The sequence below is a fragment of the Paenibacillus sp. GQ49 genome (genome assembly GCF_059759055.1).
Genome location: NZ_JCAXEL010000031.1, coordinates 26,198 through 42,165, shown reverse-complemented (window position 1 = coordinate 42,165; position 15,968 = coordinate 26,198). Strand labels below are relative to the sequence as shown.

The window sequence follows — 15,968 nt, the reverse complement described above, 5'->3', positions numbered from 1 at the left end:
GTCAATCATGGCGAAAAAAGTTATTAAAATGGTAAAGCTGCAGATTCCAGCAGGTAAAGCAAACCCAGCACCACCAGTAGGTCCAGCTTTGGGTCAAGCAGGTGTCAACATCATGGCATTTTGTAAAGAATTCAATGCTCGTACTGCTGATCAAGCGGGATTGATTATTCCAGTTGAAATTTCTGTATTCGAGGACCGTTCCTTTACTTTCATCACTAAAACTCCACCAGCAGCAGTTCTGTTGAAAGTGGCAGCTAAAGTTGAAAAAGGATCCGGCGAACCGAACAAGAAAAAAGTTGCTACTGTTAAACGTGATGCGGTACGTCAAATCGCAGAAACAAAAATGCCTGACCTGAATGCAGCAGACGTTGAGTCCGCTATGCGTATGGTCGAAGGTACTGCCCGCAGCATGGGTATCACCATCGAAGACTAATTTTCATAAGAAACATGGCTTCGTAAAACCGGTCGATTCGCGACCGGTTGATGTGGGAGGTATATCCGCTAACACCACAAAGGAGGAATAAAACATGGCTAAACACGGTAAAAAATACCTGGAAGCTGCTAAGCTGATTGACAGCGAAGCAACTTACGAGCCTTCAGAAGCTGTAGAGCTTGTGAAAAAGGCAGCTACTGCAAAATTCGATGAAACAATCGAAGCAGCAGTTCGTTTGGGTGTAGACCCTCGTAAGCAAGACCAGGCTGTACGTGGTGTTGTTGTCTTGCCACACGGCACAGGTAAAACACAACGCGTATTGGTATTTGCAAAAGGTGACAAAGCGAAAGAAGCGGAAGCGGCTGGCGCGGACTATGTTGGTGATGCAGACATGATCAACAAAATCCAACAAGGCTGGTTCGAATTCGACGTCTGCGTAGCGACACCAGATATGATGAGTGAAGTAGGTAAATTGGGCCGACTGCTCGGCGGTAAAGGTCTGATGCCTAACCCTAAAGCCGGAACGGTAACTTTCGATGTAACTAAGGCTGTTCAAGAAATTAAAGCCGGTAAAATCGAATATCGTCTGGATCGTGCAGGTCAAATTCATGCACCGATTGGTAAAGCTTCTTTCTCTTCTGAGCAACTCAATGAGAACTTCAAAGCTCTCATGGAAGCTCTGAATCGTGCTAAACCAGCGGCAGCAAAAGGTGTTTATCTGAAGAATGTTAGTCTTTCTTCCACGATGGGCCCTGGCGCACGCGTGAACGCAGCAGCTTTTAGATAATATCTCTTGACAGGCTTGTCCTGTTTTTGATAAGATATAAAAGTTGTGAGTCCGAGTGACTGACCGTTGACATTTGAATATGCTTGCCGTAGACAGTAGGTGCCATTTGGCTTAATTTCCTGCCGAGGTGTGATTATAGAACTTAGAACGATGCAAATCGATGATGAGTATATATCAAGCCTTCGTGATTCTACGGAGGCTTTTCTTAATGGGATAAATTTGATCAGGAGGTGTACAGATTGGCAAACGCAAAAGTGATTCAAGCAAAACAAGAATCCGTTGATGCAGTAACAGCAAAATTGCGCGAGAGCGTTACAACTGTTGTTGTTGACTATCGCGGATTGAACGTTGCCCAAGTAACTGAGTTGCGTAAGCAACTTCGTGAAGCAGGGATCGAATTCCAAGTGCTGAAAAACTCGTTGCTTCGCCGTGCAGCTGCAGCAGCAGAACTGACAGAACTCGATAGTGTTCTTACAGGTCCTACTGCAATTGCATTCAGCGTAGATGACGTTGTGGCTCCAGCTAAAATTCTGAACGACTTCGCGAAAAAGAACGATGCATTGGAATTGAAAGGTGCAGTCGTAGAAGGTCGCGTAATCGGAGTAGAAGAAGTTAAGGCATTGGCAGAACTGCCATCCCGCGATGGACTCCTCTCCATGCTCCTCAGCGTGCTTCAAGCGCCAGTGCGCAACTTCGCGCTTGCGGTTAAAGCAGTTGCAGAAAAAGAAGAACAAGGCGCGTAAGCAACTTGATCTGAATGCTGCTTAGGCAGTAAATGAATTAAAAAAAAATAATATTATATATGGAGGTTCACTCATGAGTAAAGAGCAAATCTTGGAAGCAATCAAAGGCATGACTGTACTGGAATTGAACGATCTTGTTAAAGCAATCGAAGAAGAATTCGGCGTAACTGCTGCAGCTCCAGTAGCTGCTGCAGGTGCAGTAGCTTCTGCTGAAGCTGAGCAATCCGAGTTCGACGTAATCTTGACTAGCGCTGGTGCTTCCAAAATCAACGTTATCAAAGCAGTTCGCGAAATCACAGGTCTTGGCCTGAAAGAAGCAAAAGAATTGGTTGACAACGCTCCAAAAGCATTGAAAGAAAAAGTTGCTAAAGAAGAAGCAGAAGCGGTTAAAGCTAAGCTTGAAGAAGCAGGCGCTTCAGTTGAAGTTAAATAATTTAGCTATTACAAGCTAAATGAACAAAACAACAAACCCCTTGACTTATATCAAGGGGTTTGTTGCTGTAATTGTAAATGGAAAGTGAGTGAGGGCATGTCCAATCATTATTATTCGGACAAACCGCAAGTGGCGCATGATCGCAGAGCAACTGAAGCGGTTCTTCGCGGATTCAGTCTGCGATTCGTGACGGATGCCGGTGTGTTTTCCAAAAACGGAATCGATTATGGCAGCAGAGTATTGATTGATGCGATAGAGTTGCCATTAGGGGCTCATGTTCTCGATGTGGGCTGTGGATACGGGCCAATGGGTCTTACAGCAGCCAAACTTGTACCGGATGGGCATGTCACCATGATCGATATCAACGAGAGAGCCGTTGAACTTTCCAGGGAAAATGCAAAAGCGAACGGAATTAACAATGTTACGGTATTGCAAAGTAATCTACTGTCTGAAGTAAAAAAGCAAGATTTTGACGTTATTCTAACCAACCCGCCTATACGGGCTGGGAAAGAGACGGTTCATACTATTTTCGAACAGGCACATCGCCATCTGAAGGTAGGCGGTTCGTTGTGGATTGTCATTCAGAAGAAACAAGGAGCACCGTCAGCGAAAGCGAAATTGGAATCTTTGTTTGGGAGAGTGGAAGAAGTGACGAAGGATAAAGGCTATCGGATTTTCAAAGCGGTGAAATCGGAATAGGTATCTACTAAAAGCTGAATCCGAGTTTGTAAAGTAAGCAGGGGATCATTTTTTTTGCAATAGGACTATTGACTTGAAATTCAGGTCGTGGTATAGTTGTAAAATGTCAGTATTAAGATGCCCTACTTGGCTTTAGCTAACTAAAAATGTCAACCTTTTTTTACGCCGAACGGGCTTATTATGCCTACGTTTGGCGTATAATATGTACATTTTGGGCAAACTGGGGATAAGAATGATTTGGAAAGACATCCGCCGATCAAAGTTGCTCTTTTTTCGAACGACATTTCGAGTAAGGGCTTTTCTTTATTTGTGGATGCATTGCTTTGCTCTGTATGTGTACCATTATAAGGTTACAAACAGAGGTTCGCAACGAAATTTTTAAAGTGAGTAGACATTGAGGGGTGAGTTTAAGTTGGCAGGACATCTTGTTCAATATGGTCGACGCACTCGGCGCAGTTATGCACGAATTAACGAGATACTCGAAGTTCCGAACCTGATTGAAATCCAACAAAAATCCTATGATTGGTTTTTGGAGGAAGGGTTGCGCGAAATGTTCCAGGATATCTCGCCGATCCAGGATTTTACAGGTAACTTGATTTTGGAATTTATCGATTACAGTCTCGGTGAACCGAAGTATACAGTAGACGACGCGAAAGAGCGTGACGTTACGTATGCAGCACCGCTTCGGGTCAAAGTCCGGCTCATTAATAAGGAAACCGGCGAAGTCAAAGAGCAGGAAGTATTCATGGGAGATTTCCCGCTGATGACCAACACGGGCACATTTATTATTAATGGTGCGGAACGGGTTATTGTCAGCCAGTTGGTTCGCTCTCCTAGCGTTTACTTCAGTACCAAAGTAGATAAAAACGCCAAAAAAACGTATACCGCTACAGTTATTCCTAACCGCGGCGCTTGGTTGGAACTGGAGATGGACGCGAAGGATGTTGTTTACGTCCGGATCGACCGTACACGTAAAATACCGGTTACGGTTCTCCTGCGTTCACTTGGTTTTGGCACAGATGCTGAGATTCTGGATCTGCTCGGTAATGACGAATATATCCGCAACACACTGGACAAAGACAACACGGATTCCACGGAGAAAGCACTCATTGAGATCTATGAGCGTCTTCGTCCAGGCGAGCCTCCAACGCTGGATAATGCGAAGAGCTTGCTCGTAGCACGTTTCTTTGATCCAAAACGTTATGACCTGGCTAATGTAGGTCGTTACAAAATGAATAAAAAACTGCACATCAAAAACCGTTTGTTCAACCAGCGCTTGGCTGAGTCACTTGTGGACGCTGAGACTGGTGAAATCATTGCTGAAGCAGGTCAAATGGTTGATCGTCGTTTGTTGGATGAAATCATGCCGTATCTGGAGAAGAGTGTTGGATTCCGCACGTATCACGTGGGTAACGGCGTTTTGGATGCCAATGATATCCCTATGCAAACGATTGATGTGTTCTCACCAACTGAAGATGGTAAAGTGGTCAAACTGATTGCCAATGGAATCATTGACAAGTCCGTTAAAAACGTGACACCGGCGGATATTATTTCGTCCATCAGTTATTTCCTTAACCTTCTGCAGGGAATTGGTAGCACGGATGATATCGATCATCTGGGTAACCGTCGTTTGCGTTCGGTGGGTGAACTCCTGCAGAACCAGTTCCGTATCGGTTTGTCCCGTATGGAGCGTGTGGTTCGTGAGAGAATGTCCATTCAGGATGCTAACGTAATTACACCACAAGCTTTGATTAACATACGTCCTGTTATTGCATCCATTAAAGAGTTCTTTGGTAGCTCCCAGTTGTCACAGTTTATGGATCAAACGAACCCATTGGGTGAGTTGACACATAAACGTCGTTTGTCCGCACTCGGACCCGGTGGTTTGACGCGTGAGCGCGCAGGTATGGAAGTGCGTGACGTCCATCCATCCCACTATGGCCGTATGTGTCCAATCGAGACGCCAGAGGGACCAAACATCGGTTTGATCAACTCCTTGTCTACGTTCGCCCGTGTGAATGAATATGGCTTCATTGAAGCTCCATATCGTTGGGTTGATCCGAAGACAGGTATTGTAACCGAGCAAATTGATTACCTGACAGCTGACGAAGAGGACAACTATGTTATCGCTCAAGCGAATGCGAAGCTGAATGAAGATAGTACATTTGAAGAAGAAGCGATCATTGTACGTTATAACAAACAGTCGGATAACATCCTTACGATGCCGAGTGAGCGCGTTGACTACATGGACGTATCTCCTAAACAAGTTGTATCCGTCGCTACAGCGCTTATTCCGTTCCTTGAGAACGATGACTCCAACCGTGCGCTCATGGGATCGAACATGCAGCGGCAGGCCGTTCCACTTTTGATTCCTAAAGCACCACTTGTGGGAACAGGTATGGAACACAAAGCCGCGAAAGATTCCGGTGTATGTATTGTCTCCGATTATGACGGAATTATTGAACGATCTACTGCGAACGAGATTTGGGTTCGTCGTGTTGAAGAAGTGGACGGTCAGGAAGTTAAAGGCGATATCGTTAAATATAAATTACACAAATTTATGCGTTCGAACCAAGGAACATGCATTAACCAACGTCCGATTGTTAAAAGAGGTGCCGCTGTCAAAGCTGGCGATATCCTCGCTGATGGTCCTTCAACGGAAATGGGTGAATTGGCTCTGGGACGTAACGTTGTTGTTGCCTTCATGACTTGGGAAGGTTACAACTACGAGGATGCGATCTTGCTCAGTGAAAAACTCGTTAAGGAAGATGTATACACATCCATCCATATCGAGGAGTATGAGTCAGAAGCACGTGATACCAAACTCGGACCTGAAGAGATCACACGTGACATCCCTAACGTTGGGGAAGAAGCGTTGCGTAACTTGGATGAGCGCGGTATTATCCGAATCGGTGCTGAGATCAGTGCTGGCGACATTCTGGTTGGTAAAGTAACACCTAAGGGTGTAACGGAACTTACAGCAGAAGAACGTCTCTTGCATGCAATCTTTGGTGAGAAAGCACGTGAAGTACGTGATACTTCCTTGCGTGTACCACATGGTACTGACGGTATCGTGGTAGACGTGAAAGTATTTACCCGTGAAAACGGTGATGAGCTGCCCCCAGGTGTTAACCAACTCGTTCGTGTATATATCGCTCAAAAACGGAAAATTTCCGAGGGTGATAAAATGGCCGGACGTCACGGTAACAAAGGGGTCGTGGCCCGCATCTTGCCGGAAGAAGATATGCCTTTCCTGCCAGACGGTACACCGGTTCAGATCGTTCTTAACCCACTGGGCGTACCTTCCCGGATGAATATCGGTCAAGTACTCGAGGTTCACTTGGGTATGGCCGCGATGCAACTGGGTATTCACGTAGCAACTCCTGTATTCGACGGAGCGAAGGAGTATGACGTCTTCGATACGATGGAAGAAGCAGGTATGCAACGTAATGGTAAAACTGTCCTGTATGATGGTCGTACAGGTGAAGAGTTTGAACGTGAAGTTACCGTAGGTGTCATGCACATGATCAAATTGGCACATATGGTTGATGATAAAATCCATGCCCGTTCCACAGGTCCTTACTCACTTGTTACGCAACAGCCATTGGGTGGTAAAGCCCAATTTGGTGGACAGCGTTTCGGGGAGATGGAAGTATGGGCGCTTGAGGCATACGGTGCAGCTTATACACTGCAAGAAATCTTGACTGTTAAATCCGATGACGTTGTTGGTCGGGTTAAAACGTATGAATCCATTGTCAAAGGTGAGAATGTTCCGGAACCAGGCGTTCCTGAATCATTCAAAGTATTGATCAAAGAGCTGCAAAGCTTGGGTATGGATGTTAAGATTTTGAGCGAAGATGAGCAAGAGATTGAAATGAGAGAAATGGACGATGAAGATGACGCTGCGAGCGATAAGCTCAGCCTCAACCTTGAGGGTACAGAGGTCGGAGCGGAATAAACCGCTTCGAGCGCATGATGACCGGCGTTTTTCATCAGGCTCGCGTCTTGCTCCGGCTTCGGCCGGAGTGGACGTAACCTAGATTACAGGAATTGGTTAAGGAGGGTTGCTCCTTGTTGGACGTCAACAATTTCGAATACATGAAGATCGGGCTTGCTTCCCCAGAGAAAATTCGTTCTTGGTCCCGCGGAGAAGTGAAAAAACCGGAAACGATCAACTATCGTACGTTGAAACCGGAAAAAGAAGGGCTGTTCTGCGAAAAGATTTTTGGCCCTACAAAAGACTGGGAATGTCATTGCGGTAAATACAAACGCGTCCGTTATAAAGGCGTTGTCTGTGATCGTTGTGGCGTTGAAGTAACACGTGCGAAAGTACGCCGCGAACGGATGGGGCATATTGAGCTCGCTGCTCCGGTATCGCATATCTGGTACTTCAAAGGTATTCCGAGCCGTATGGGTCTTGCTCTGGATATGTCTCCAAGATCTCTTGAAGAGATTATTTATTTTGCATCATATGTTGTAACTGATCCAGGAGAAACTCCACTGGAGAAAAAACAACTGTTGTCCGAGAAAGAATACCGCAGCTACCGTGAAAAATACGGCTATGGTTTCCATGCTGGCATGGGCGCAGAAGCAGTTAAAAAATTGCTTCAAGACCTTGACATAGACAAAGAGCTCGAGTTCCTGAAAGAAGAGCTCCGGACTGCGCAAGGACAACGTCGTAATCGTGCAATCAAACGTCTGGAAGTTATCGAAGCATTCCGCAACTCCGGCAATAAGCCAGAGTGGATGATCATGGATGTACTTCCTGTTATCCCGCCGGAACTTCGTCCAATGGTACAGTTGGATGGTGGACGTTTTGCAACGTCTGACCTGAATGACTTGTATCGCCGTGTAATCAACCGGAACAACCGTCTGAAACGCCTGCTTGATCTGGGCGCGCCAGATATTATCGTGCAAAATGAAAAACGGATGTTGCAGGAAGCTGTTGACGCATTGATCGATAATGGCCGTCGTGGACGCCCGGTAACGGGTCCTGGTAACCGTCCATTGAAATCTCTCAGCCACATGCTGAAAGGTAAACAAGGACGTTTCCGTCAAAACTTGCTCGGTAAACGGGTTGACTATTCTGGTCGTTCCGTTATCGTTGTTGGACCTTACCTGAAAATGTATCAGTGTGGTCTGCCAAAAGATATGGCACTTGAATTGTTCAAGCCTTTTGTTATGAAAGAGCTTGTAAATAAAGGGCTTGCCCACAACATCAAGAGCGCGAAACGTAAAGTTGAGCGTGTAAGTCCTGAAGTATGGGATGTTCTTGAAGAAGTAATCAAGGAGCATCCGGTTCTGTTGAACCGTGCCCCTACGCTTCACAGACTCGGTATTCAAGCATTTGAACCGATTCTCGTTGAAGGTAAAGCAATTCGTCTTCACCCGCTCGTATGTACGGCATACAATGCCGACTTTGACGGTGACCAAATGGCCGTGCACGTTCCGCTGTCCGCTGAAGCTCAAGCTGAAGCACGTATCCTGATGCTTGCATCTGGTAACATTTTGAACCCGAAAGACGGTAAACCGGTTGTTACTCCTTCCCAGGATATGGTGCTTGGTTCTTACTACCTCACTATGGACAACAAGGAAGAAAAGGGCACAGGTATGATCTTGCGTACAGTTAACGAAGCTGTATCGGCATACCAACGTGGTACTGCTGGTCTGCATGCGCGTGTGGCTATTCCGGTTAAGGCGCTTGGTAAAACAAGCTTCACGGAAGAGCAGCAAGAAGGAATGTTGCTGACAACTATCGGTAAAATTATCTTCAATGAAATTTTCCCGGCAAGCTTCCCGTATATCAATGATGCGACTCGTGCTAACCTGTACCAAGGTACTGCAGATCACTCATTTGTATATGAAAAGGGTGCTGATCTCAGAGAAGCTATTATGAATGCTCCTCTGGCTGGCGGTGTCGGTAAAGAATACCTCGGCTCCATCATTGCACGTTGTTTTGAAATTTATCACACAACGGAAACAGCCGTTATTTTGGATAAAATCAAACAACTTGGATTCACATACTCTACACGTGCCGGTATTACGGTTGCGGTATCTGATGTTATCGTTCCGCCTGAGAAGTTTGAAATTCTTAGACAATCTGAGGAAAAAGCACAAATCGTTACGAATCAGTACCGTCGTGGTCTGATTACGAATGAAGAGCGCTATGACCGTATCATTGACATCTGGTCAAAATCCAAAGATGACATCACTGAGATTCTGATGAAGTCCATGGATCGTTACAACTCGATCATGATGATGGTAGACTCCAAAGCACGGGGTAACAAATCGCAAATCACCCAATTGGGCGGTATGCGTGGTCTGATGGCCAACCCATCCGGTCGAATTATCGAACTCCCAATCAAATCGAACTTCCGTGAAGGTCTGACGGTACTCGAGTACTTTATTTCCACTCACGGAGCGCGTAAAGGTTTGGCGGATACAGCCCTGCGTACAGCCGATTCAGGTTACCTGACTCGTCGTCTCGTAGACGTAGCCCAAGACGTAATCGTGCGTGATGATGATTGTGGTACAGATAAAGGCTTTACGGTAAGTCGTATCCAGGATGGTAAAGAGGTTATCGAAGATCTCTACGATCGTATTGAAGGCAGATACTGCTTCGAGACAGTTCGTCATCCGGAAACGAAAGAAATCATTGTAGGTCGCAATGAATTGATTGACTCCGATAAAGCAGAAGCGATCATCAAAGCAGGTATTACTAAATTGCAAATCCGCTCCGTCCTCAGCTGCCGTGCAAGTCATGGTGTCTGCAAGAAGTGTTATGGTCGCAACCTCGCGACTGGTAAACACGTGGAGATTGGTGAAGCAGTTGGTATTATTGCAGCGCAGTCCATTGGTGAGCCGGGAACACAGCTTACAATGCGTACATTCCACACCGGTGGTGTAGCCGGAGACGATATTACGCAAGGTTTGCCGCGTATCCAGGAGTTGTTTGAAGCTCGTAATCCTAAGGGTCAAGCAACGATCAGTGAGATTGATGGTGTAGTTAAAGAGATTCGCGAAGCGAAAGATCGTCGTGAAATCGAAATTCAAGGTGAGGCGGAATCCAAAGTTTACTCCGTTACCTACGGTTCCCGTGTGCGCGTAAGCGAAGGCGCGGAAGTTGAAGCAGGTGACGAGTTGACAGACGGCTCCATTGATCCAAAAGAGATGTTACGGATTAAAGGCATACGTGGTGTACAAAACTACATTCTGCAGGAAGTACAACGCGTATATCGTAACCAAGGCGTAGAAATTAACGATAAACACGTTGAAGTTATGATCCGTCAAATGCTGCGTAAAATCCGCATCGTAGATGCAGGAGATACAACGCTGTTGCCGGGATCGTTCGTGGATATGCATGAGTACGAAAGAGCTAACAAAATTGCGATTCTTAGTGATAAAGAGCCAGCGGTTGCTAAACCAATCTTGCTCGGTATTACGAAAGCGTCCCTGGAAACAGACTCCTTCCTCTCGGCGGCTTCGTTCCAAGAAACTACACGTGTACTGACAGACGCAGCGATCAAAGGTAAAGTCGATCAGTTGCTCGGTCTGAAGGAAAATGTAATCATCGGTAAATTGATCCCTGCTGGTACAGGTATGCACCGTTACCGCAGCATCAAATTTGCTGAGCCAGAAGATGGCCAATCTTCAGTAGAAGAACTTGAGCCAGTTTCGGTAGATTAAATAGAATCCTCCTCATTTAGAGGGGAATGAAGGTTTTGTACGTCAGGAGGCGGACGCTTGTACAATGAAGGCGGACGAATCCTGATGTGCGTAAACTTTTAAAAAATGTTTTAGGATTAGCATTGACAATGCTTGCGCTAGATGCTAATATATCAAAGGTGCGTGGGCAGCTGATTGTACATGGTTCCATTCGGAGGAATGCACAATGTCTAATGAAAAAGCCTTGCAAGATGCTCATGTCAAAATAGGTACCAAACAGACCATGCGGATGGTGCAGACAGCTATGGCTTCTGAAGTCTATGTCGCAGAAGATAGTGATCCGCAGCTCACTTCCAAAATCATTGCTTTGTGTGAACAACACAATGTGAAGTACACGAAAGTGGATACAATGAAAAATCTCGGCAAAGCCTGCGGGATTGGAGTGGGAGCAGCTATGGCTGCTGTCGTAAAATGATAGTGTAAGGAACGTTTTTGTCCGAGAACTTTTAGGGATTCTCTAAGGCAAAAACTTTTCATTTGTCTTTTTATGAACCGCCTGGGTCTGTGGACTTAGCGAAAAGAGGTTTATAAAGAAACATGAATATTTCAGGAAGGGGGTGGCAATCACATGCCAACTATTAATCAACTGGTTCGTAAAGGACGTCAAGCAAAAGTTGAGAAGTCAAAATCTCCAGCTTTGCAAAAAGGATTCAACGCTTTGAAACGTGAATCTACTAACATCAGTGCCCCACAAAAACGTGGTGTCTGCACTCGTGTAGGTACAATGACTCCACGTAAACCAAACTCTGCACTTCGTAAGTATGCCCGTGTTCGTTTGACGAACCGTCTCGAGGTTACTGCTTATATCCCGGGAATCGGACATAACCTTCAAGAGCACAGTGTGGTATTGATCCGCGGAGGTAAAGTTAAAGACCTTGCAGGAGTTCGTTATCACATCGTTCGTGGAGCTCTCGATACTGCAGGCGTAAACAACCGTATGCAAGCTCGTTCGAAATACGGTGCTAAACGTCCAAAAGCTAAAAAAGCCTAAACCATTATAAGCAGAGAACCTGAAAGCCTTCTGGCTTAGGTCTGGAAGGTACAGGGTCTGCTGAACAAGAAAGAAAGGGGGATATCCATGCCACGCAAAGGTCCAGTTACGAAAAGAGACGTGTTGCCTGATCCATTGTACAATAGCAAGTTGGTTACTCGTTTAATCAACCGCATCATGATCGGCGGAAAACGCGGTGTTGCTCAAAGCATTCTGTATAATGCGTTCAAGTTGATTCAAGAACGTACGGGTAATGACCCTATGGAAGTATTTGAAGCAGCAATCAAGAACATCATGCCAGTCCTGGAAGTTAAAGCTCGCCGTGTCGGCGGTGCCAACTACCAAGTACCAATCGAGGTGAAACCAGAGAGACGTACTGCTCTGGGATTACGTTGGCTCGTGAACTACTCCCGCAACCGCGGTGAGAAAACAATGGAAGAGCGTTTGGCGGCTGAGATCATCGACGCTTCCAACAACACAGGCGCTTCCGTTAAAAAACGTGAAGATACGCACAAAATGGCTGAAGCGAACAAAGCGTTTGCTCACTACCGTTGGTAGGATTCAGTTCACAATAAAAAAACTTCAATTTTGAAGGGAGACCCATTTCATGGCTAGAGAGTTCTCCTTGAAAAATACACGTAATATCGGGATCATGGCTCATATTGATGCGGGTAAAACCACGACAACTGAGCGGATCCTGTTTTACACAGGACGTACGCACAAAATCGGTGAAGTACACGAAGGCGCTGCGACAATGGACTGGATGGAACAGGAACAGGAGCGCGGAATTACGATTACTTCCGCTGCAACTACCGCTGCTTGGAAAGGCCACCGCGTTAATATTATTGATACCCCGGGACACGTTGACTTCACTGTTGAAGTTGAACGTTCCCTTCGTGTATTGGACGGAGCAGTTGGTGTATTCAGTGCGAAAGAAGGCGTTGAGCCTCAGTCCGAAACCGTATGGAGACAGGCTGACAAGTACGGCGTACCTCGTATCGCATATGTAAATAAAATGGATATCATCGGTGCTGACTTCCTGAACGTTGTATCTGACATGCGTGATCGCCTTCAAGCGAACGCAGTTGCGATTCAACTTCCGATCGGCGCTGAAAATGATTTCACTGGTATCATCGATATCGTTGCACAAAGAGCTCATATGTACAAAGATGACCTTGGTCAAGATATCGAAGAAACCGACATTCCTGCAGAATTTGCAGATCAAGTTGAAGAACTTCGCAACGAGTTGATTGAGCGCGTTGCTGAACTGGATGAAGATTTGACAATGAAATACCTGGAAGGCGAAGAAATCACAATTGATGAGATCAAAGCCGTACTCCGTAAAGGTGTTGTAGATGTTAAGATCTTCCCGGTTATCTGTGGATCCTCGTATCGTAACAAAGGTGTTCAACTGATGTTGGATGCTGTTATCGATTACTTGCCAGCTCCAACAGATGTTCCTTCGATCACTGGACATCTTGAAGATGGAACTGAAGCAGTCCGTCAGTCATCCGATGAAGAGCCTTTCTCCGCATTGGCATTCAAAATCATGACAGACCCTTACGTTGGTAAATTGACATTCTTCCGCGTATACTCTGGTGTTCTTCAATCCGGATCATATGTATTGAATGCCACTAAAAACAAACGTGAGCGTATCGGTCGTATCCTTCAAATGCATGCGAACAGCCGTCAAGAAATCACTGTAGTTTACTCCGGTGATATTGCAGCTGCCGTGGGTTTGAAAGATACGGGTACAGGTGATACACTATGTGATGAGAAAAATCCGGTTATCCTGGAGTCAATGAACTTCCCTGATCCGGTTATCGAAATCGCCGTTGAACCTAAAACCAAAGCTGACCAAGATAAAATGGGTGTTGCTCTCGGTAAGTTGACTGAAGAGGATCCAACTCTTCGTGCTCATACTGACGAAGAAACAGGTCAAACAATCTTGGCGGGTATGGGTGAGCTTCACCTTGATATCATCATCGACCGTATGCGTCGTGAGTTCAAGGTTGAAACTACTGTGGGTAAACCACAAGTAGCTTACCGTGAAACATTCCGTGCTCCAGCGCGCGTTGAAGGTAAATTCGTACGTCAATCCGGTGGTCGTGGTCAATACGGTCACGTATGGGTTGAATTCGAACCTCTCGAGCCGGGTACAGGCAGCCAGTTCGAAAGTAAGGTTGTCGGTGGTTCCGTACCAAGAGAATACATTCAACCTGCACTGTCAGGGATTGAAGAGCAAATGAAAAACGGCGTTATTGCAGGCTTCCCGCTTGTTGACGTTAAGGCTACAATCGTAGACGGATCTTACCATGATGTCGATTCCAATGAGATGGCATTTAAAATTGCTGGATCTATGGCGCTTAAAGCGGCTAAAGACAAGTGTAAACCAGTTCTGCTTGAGCCTATCATGAAAGTAGAAGTAACTGTTCCAGAAGAGTACATGGGTGACGTAATGGGTATGTTGAACTCCCGTCGTGGCCGCATCGAAGGTATGGATTCCCGTAGTGGAGCTCAAATCATCCGTGCTAAGGTACCTTTGTCTGAAATGTTTGGTTACTCTACAACTCTTCGTTCCGGTACTCAAGGACGCGGCGTATTCTCCATGGAACTCTCTCACTATGAAGAAGTTCCTAAGAGCATCGCTGAAGAAATCGTTGCCAAAACAAAAGGCACCGAGTAGTTTTCTCACACTGGATGCAAGTGCATAAGAATTCAATTCGGAGCACTTCATTCAGTGAAAACATAAAATTATAATTTTAAGGAGGCCACGTTCAAATGGCAAAGGCTAAATACGAACGTAATAAACCCCACGTTAACATCGGTACTATTGGTCACGTCGATCACGGTAAAACAACTCTGACTGCTGCAATCACAACTGTATTGTCCAAAACTTACGGTGGTGCTGCAATTGCATTCGACCAAATCGACAAAGCTCCAGAAGAGCGCGAACGCGGTATCACAATCTCCACATCACACGTTGAGTACGAAACTGACACTCGTCACTACGCTCACGTTGACTGCCCAGGTCACGCCGACTATGTTAAAAACATGATCACTGGCGCGGCTCAAATGGATGGAGCTATCTTGGTAGTATCCGCAGCAGACGGCCCAATGCCACAAACTCGTGAGCACATCTTGCTCTCCCGTCAAGTAGGCGTACCTTACATTGTTGTATTCTTGAACAAATGTGACATGGTTGAAGACGAAGAGTTGTTGGAATTGGTTGAGATGGAAGTTCGCGACCTTCTTAACGAATATGAGTTCCCAGGTGACGATACTCCAATCACTCGTGGATCCGCTCGTGAAGCTCTGGCAAACCCAGATGGCGAATGGGCTCAAAAAATCGTTGAGATGTTCAAAGAGATCGACACTTACATCCCACTGCCTGAGCGTCAAACTGACAAGCCTTTCTTGATGCCTGTCGAGGACGTATTCTCCATCACTGGTCGTGGTACTGTTGCTACTGGCCGTGTAGAGCGTGGTACTGTTAAAGTCGGCGAAGAGATCGAAATCGTTGGTATCACTGAAGAAACTAAAAAATCCGTTGTAACAGGCGTTGAGATGTTCCGTAAATTGTTGGATTCCGCTCAAGCGGGTGACAACATCGGTGCATTGTTGCGTGGTGTTGACCGTACTCAAATCGAGCGTGGTCAAGTACTTGCAAAACCAGGTTCTGTTAAGCCACACACAGAATTCACAGCTCAAATCTACGTTCTGACTAAAGAAGAGGGCGGACGTCACAAACCATTCTTCACTGGTTACCGTCCACAGTTCTACTTCCGTACAACTGACGTAACAGGCATCATCAACTTGCCTGAAGGTACTGAAATGGTAATGCCTGGTGATAACATCACTGTTACTGTTTCCCTGATCTCCCCAATCGCGATTGAAGAAGGAACTAAATTCTCCATTCGTGAAGGCGGACGTACAGTAGGTGCCGGTTCCGTAGCATCTATCCAAAAATAATTCGGCTTAACGCTGAATAAAGCATATGTAACAGTGTACTGGAACGAGTAACATTGTATTGTAACGAAGCTTCGGAAGAGTTCTTTATCCGACATCGGATAGAGAACTCTTTTATTATGTTTAAAGTTCGGAACCTGCGTCATACAAGATGAACATCATTTACGAGTTTAGAAGGATTGGCAAGG

12 protein-coding genes and 1 other annotated feature are annotated in these 15,968 nt (G+C 45.8%); all 12 genes read left to right on the top strand.

Annotation, left to right across the window (positions count from 1 at the left end):
- Nucleotides 1–7: 7 nt before the first annotated feature.
- Nucleotides 8–433 carry a 50S ribosomal protein L11 gene (rplK, locus tag AC6CIF_RS30570; protein WP_017692062.1) on the top strand — a complete coding sequence of 142 codons (426 nt, stop codon included), beginning with the start codon at nt 8–10 and terminating at the stop codon, nt 431–433.
- A 94-nt stretch (nt 434–527) separates the two neighbouring features.
- Nucleotides 528–1,220, top strand: coding sequence for a 50S ribosomal protein L1 (rplA, locus tag AC6CIF_RS30565; RefSeq protein ID WP_017692063.1), 693 nt, complete (start codon nt 528–530; stop codon nt 1,218–1,220).
- Between the two features lie 68 nt (nt 1,221–1,288).
- Nucleotides 1,289–1,435 (top strand) — a sequence feature (ribosomal protein L10 leader region).
- Between the two features lie 24 nt (nt 1,436–1,459).
- A complete protein-coding gene (gene rplJ, locus AC6CIF_RS30560) occupies nt 1,460–1,963 on the top strand; it encodes a 50S ribosomal protein L10 (RefSeq protein WP_017692064.1) in 504 nt (167 codons plus the stop codon).
- 73 nt (nt 1,964–2,036) lie between these two features.
- Nucleotides 2,037–2,396: a 50S ribosomal protein L7/L12 gene (rplL, locus tag AC6CIF_RS30555; protein WP_017692065.1), complete on the top strand. Its 360-nt coding sequence runs from the start codon at nt 2,037–2,039 to the stop codon at nt 2,394–2,396.
- A 96-nt stretch (nt 2,397–2,492) separates the two neighbouring features.
- Nucleotides 2,493–3,095 (top strand): class I SAM-dependent methyltransferase, encoded by a 603-nt coding sequence (locus tag AC6CIF_RS30550; RefSeq protein WP_076216855.1) that lies wholly within the window; start codon nt 2,493–2,495, stop codon nt 3,093–3,095.
- Between the two features lie 412 nt (nt 3,096–3,507).
- Complete coding sequence (gene rpoB, locus AC6CIF_RS30545) at nt 3,508–7,053, top strand: DNA-directed RNA polymerase subunit beta (RefSeq protein WP_047841125.1); 3,546 nt, start codon at nt 3,508–3,510, stop codon at nt 7,051–7,053.
- Between the two features lie 113 nt (nt 7,054–7,166).
- Entirely contained in the window at nt 7,167–10,781 is a 3,615-nt protein-coding gene (gene rpoC / locus AC6CIF_RS30540; RefSeq protein ID WP_076216856.1) for a DNA-directed RNA polymerase subunit beta', read from the top strand.
- 205 nt (nt 10,782–10,986) lie between these two features.
- Nucleotides 10,987–11,235, top strand: a complete 249-nt coding sequence (locus AC6CIF_RS30535; RefSeq protein WP_498202608.1) for a ribosomal L7Ae/L30e/S12e/Gadd45 family protein — start codon at nt 10,987–10,989, stop codon at nt 11,233–11,235.
- 153 nt (nt 11,236–11,388) lie between these two features.
- Nucleotides 11,389–11,811, top strand: a complete 423-nt coding sequence (rpsL, locus tag AC6CIF_RS30530; protein ID WP_017692070.1) for a 30S ribosomal protein S12 — start codon at nt 11,389–11,391, stop codon at nt 11,809–11,811.
- Nucleotides 11,812–11,898: 87 nt separating this feature from the next.
- Complete coding sequence (gene rpsG, locus AC6CIF_RS30525; protein WP_017692071.1) at nt 11,899–12,369, top strand: 30S ribosomal protein S7; 471 nt, start codon at nt 11,899–11,901, stop codon at nt 12,367–12,369.
- Nucleotides 12,370–12,418: 49 nt separating this feature from the next.
- Nucleotides 12,419–14,497 (top strand): elongation factor G, encoded by a 2,079-nt coding sequence (gene fusA / locus AC6CIF_RS30520; protein ID WP_076216857.1) that lies wholly within the window; start codon nt 12,419–12,421, stop codon nt 14,495–14,497.
- Nucleotides 14,498–14,592: 95 nt separating this feature from the next.
- On the top strand, nt 14,593–15,783 hold the full coding sequence (gene tuf, locus AC6CIF_RS30515; protein WP_017692073.1) for an elongation factor Tu: 1,191 nt from the start codon (nt 14,593–14,595) through the stop codon (nt 15,781–15,783).
- Nucleotides 15,784–15,968: the final 185 nt, after the last annotated feature.

Coding starts and splice junctions, on each gene's coding strand:
- rpsL (WP_017692070.1), top strand. CDS start 11,389: ATGCCAACTATTAATCAACTGGTTCGTAAAGGACGTCAAGCAAAAGTT.
- fusA (WP_076216857.1), top strand. CDS start 12,419: ATGGCTAGAGAGTTCTCCTTGAAAAATACACGTAATATCGGGATCATG.
- rplL (WP_017692065.1), top strand. CDS start 2,037: ATGAGTAAAGAGCAAATCTTGGAAGCAATCAAAGGCATGACTGTACTG.
- rplA (WP_017692063.1), top strand. CDS start 528: ATGGCTAAACACGGTAAAAAATACCTGGAAGCTGCTAAGCTGATTGAC.
- AC6CIF_RS30535 (WP_498202608.1), top strand. CDS start 10,987: ATGTCTAATGAAAAAGCCTTGCAAGATGCTCATGTCAAAATAGGTACC.
- rpsG (WP_017692071.1), top strand. CDS start 11,899: ATGCCACGCAAAGGTCCAGTTACGAAAAGAGACGTGTTGCCTGATCCA.
- rplK (WP_017692062.1), top strand. CDS start 8: ATGGCGAAAAAAGTTATTAAAATGGTAAAGCTGCAGATTCCAGCAGGT.
- tuf (WP_017692073.1), top strand. CDS start 14,593: ATGGCAAAGGCTAAATACGAACGTAATAAACCCCACGTTAACATCGGT.
- AC6CIF_RS30550 (WP_076216855.1), top strand. CDS start 2,493: ATGTCCAATCATTATTATTCGGACAAACCGCAAGTGGCGCATGATCGC.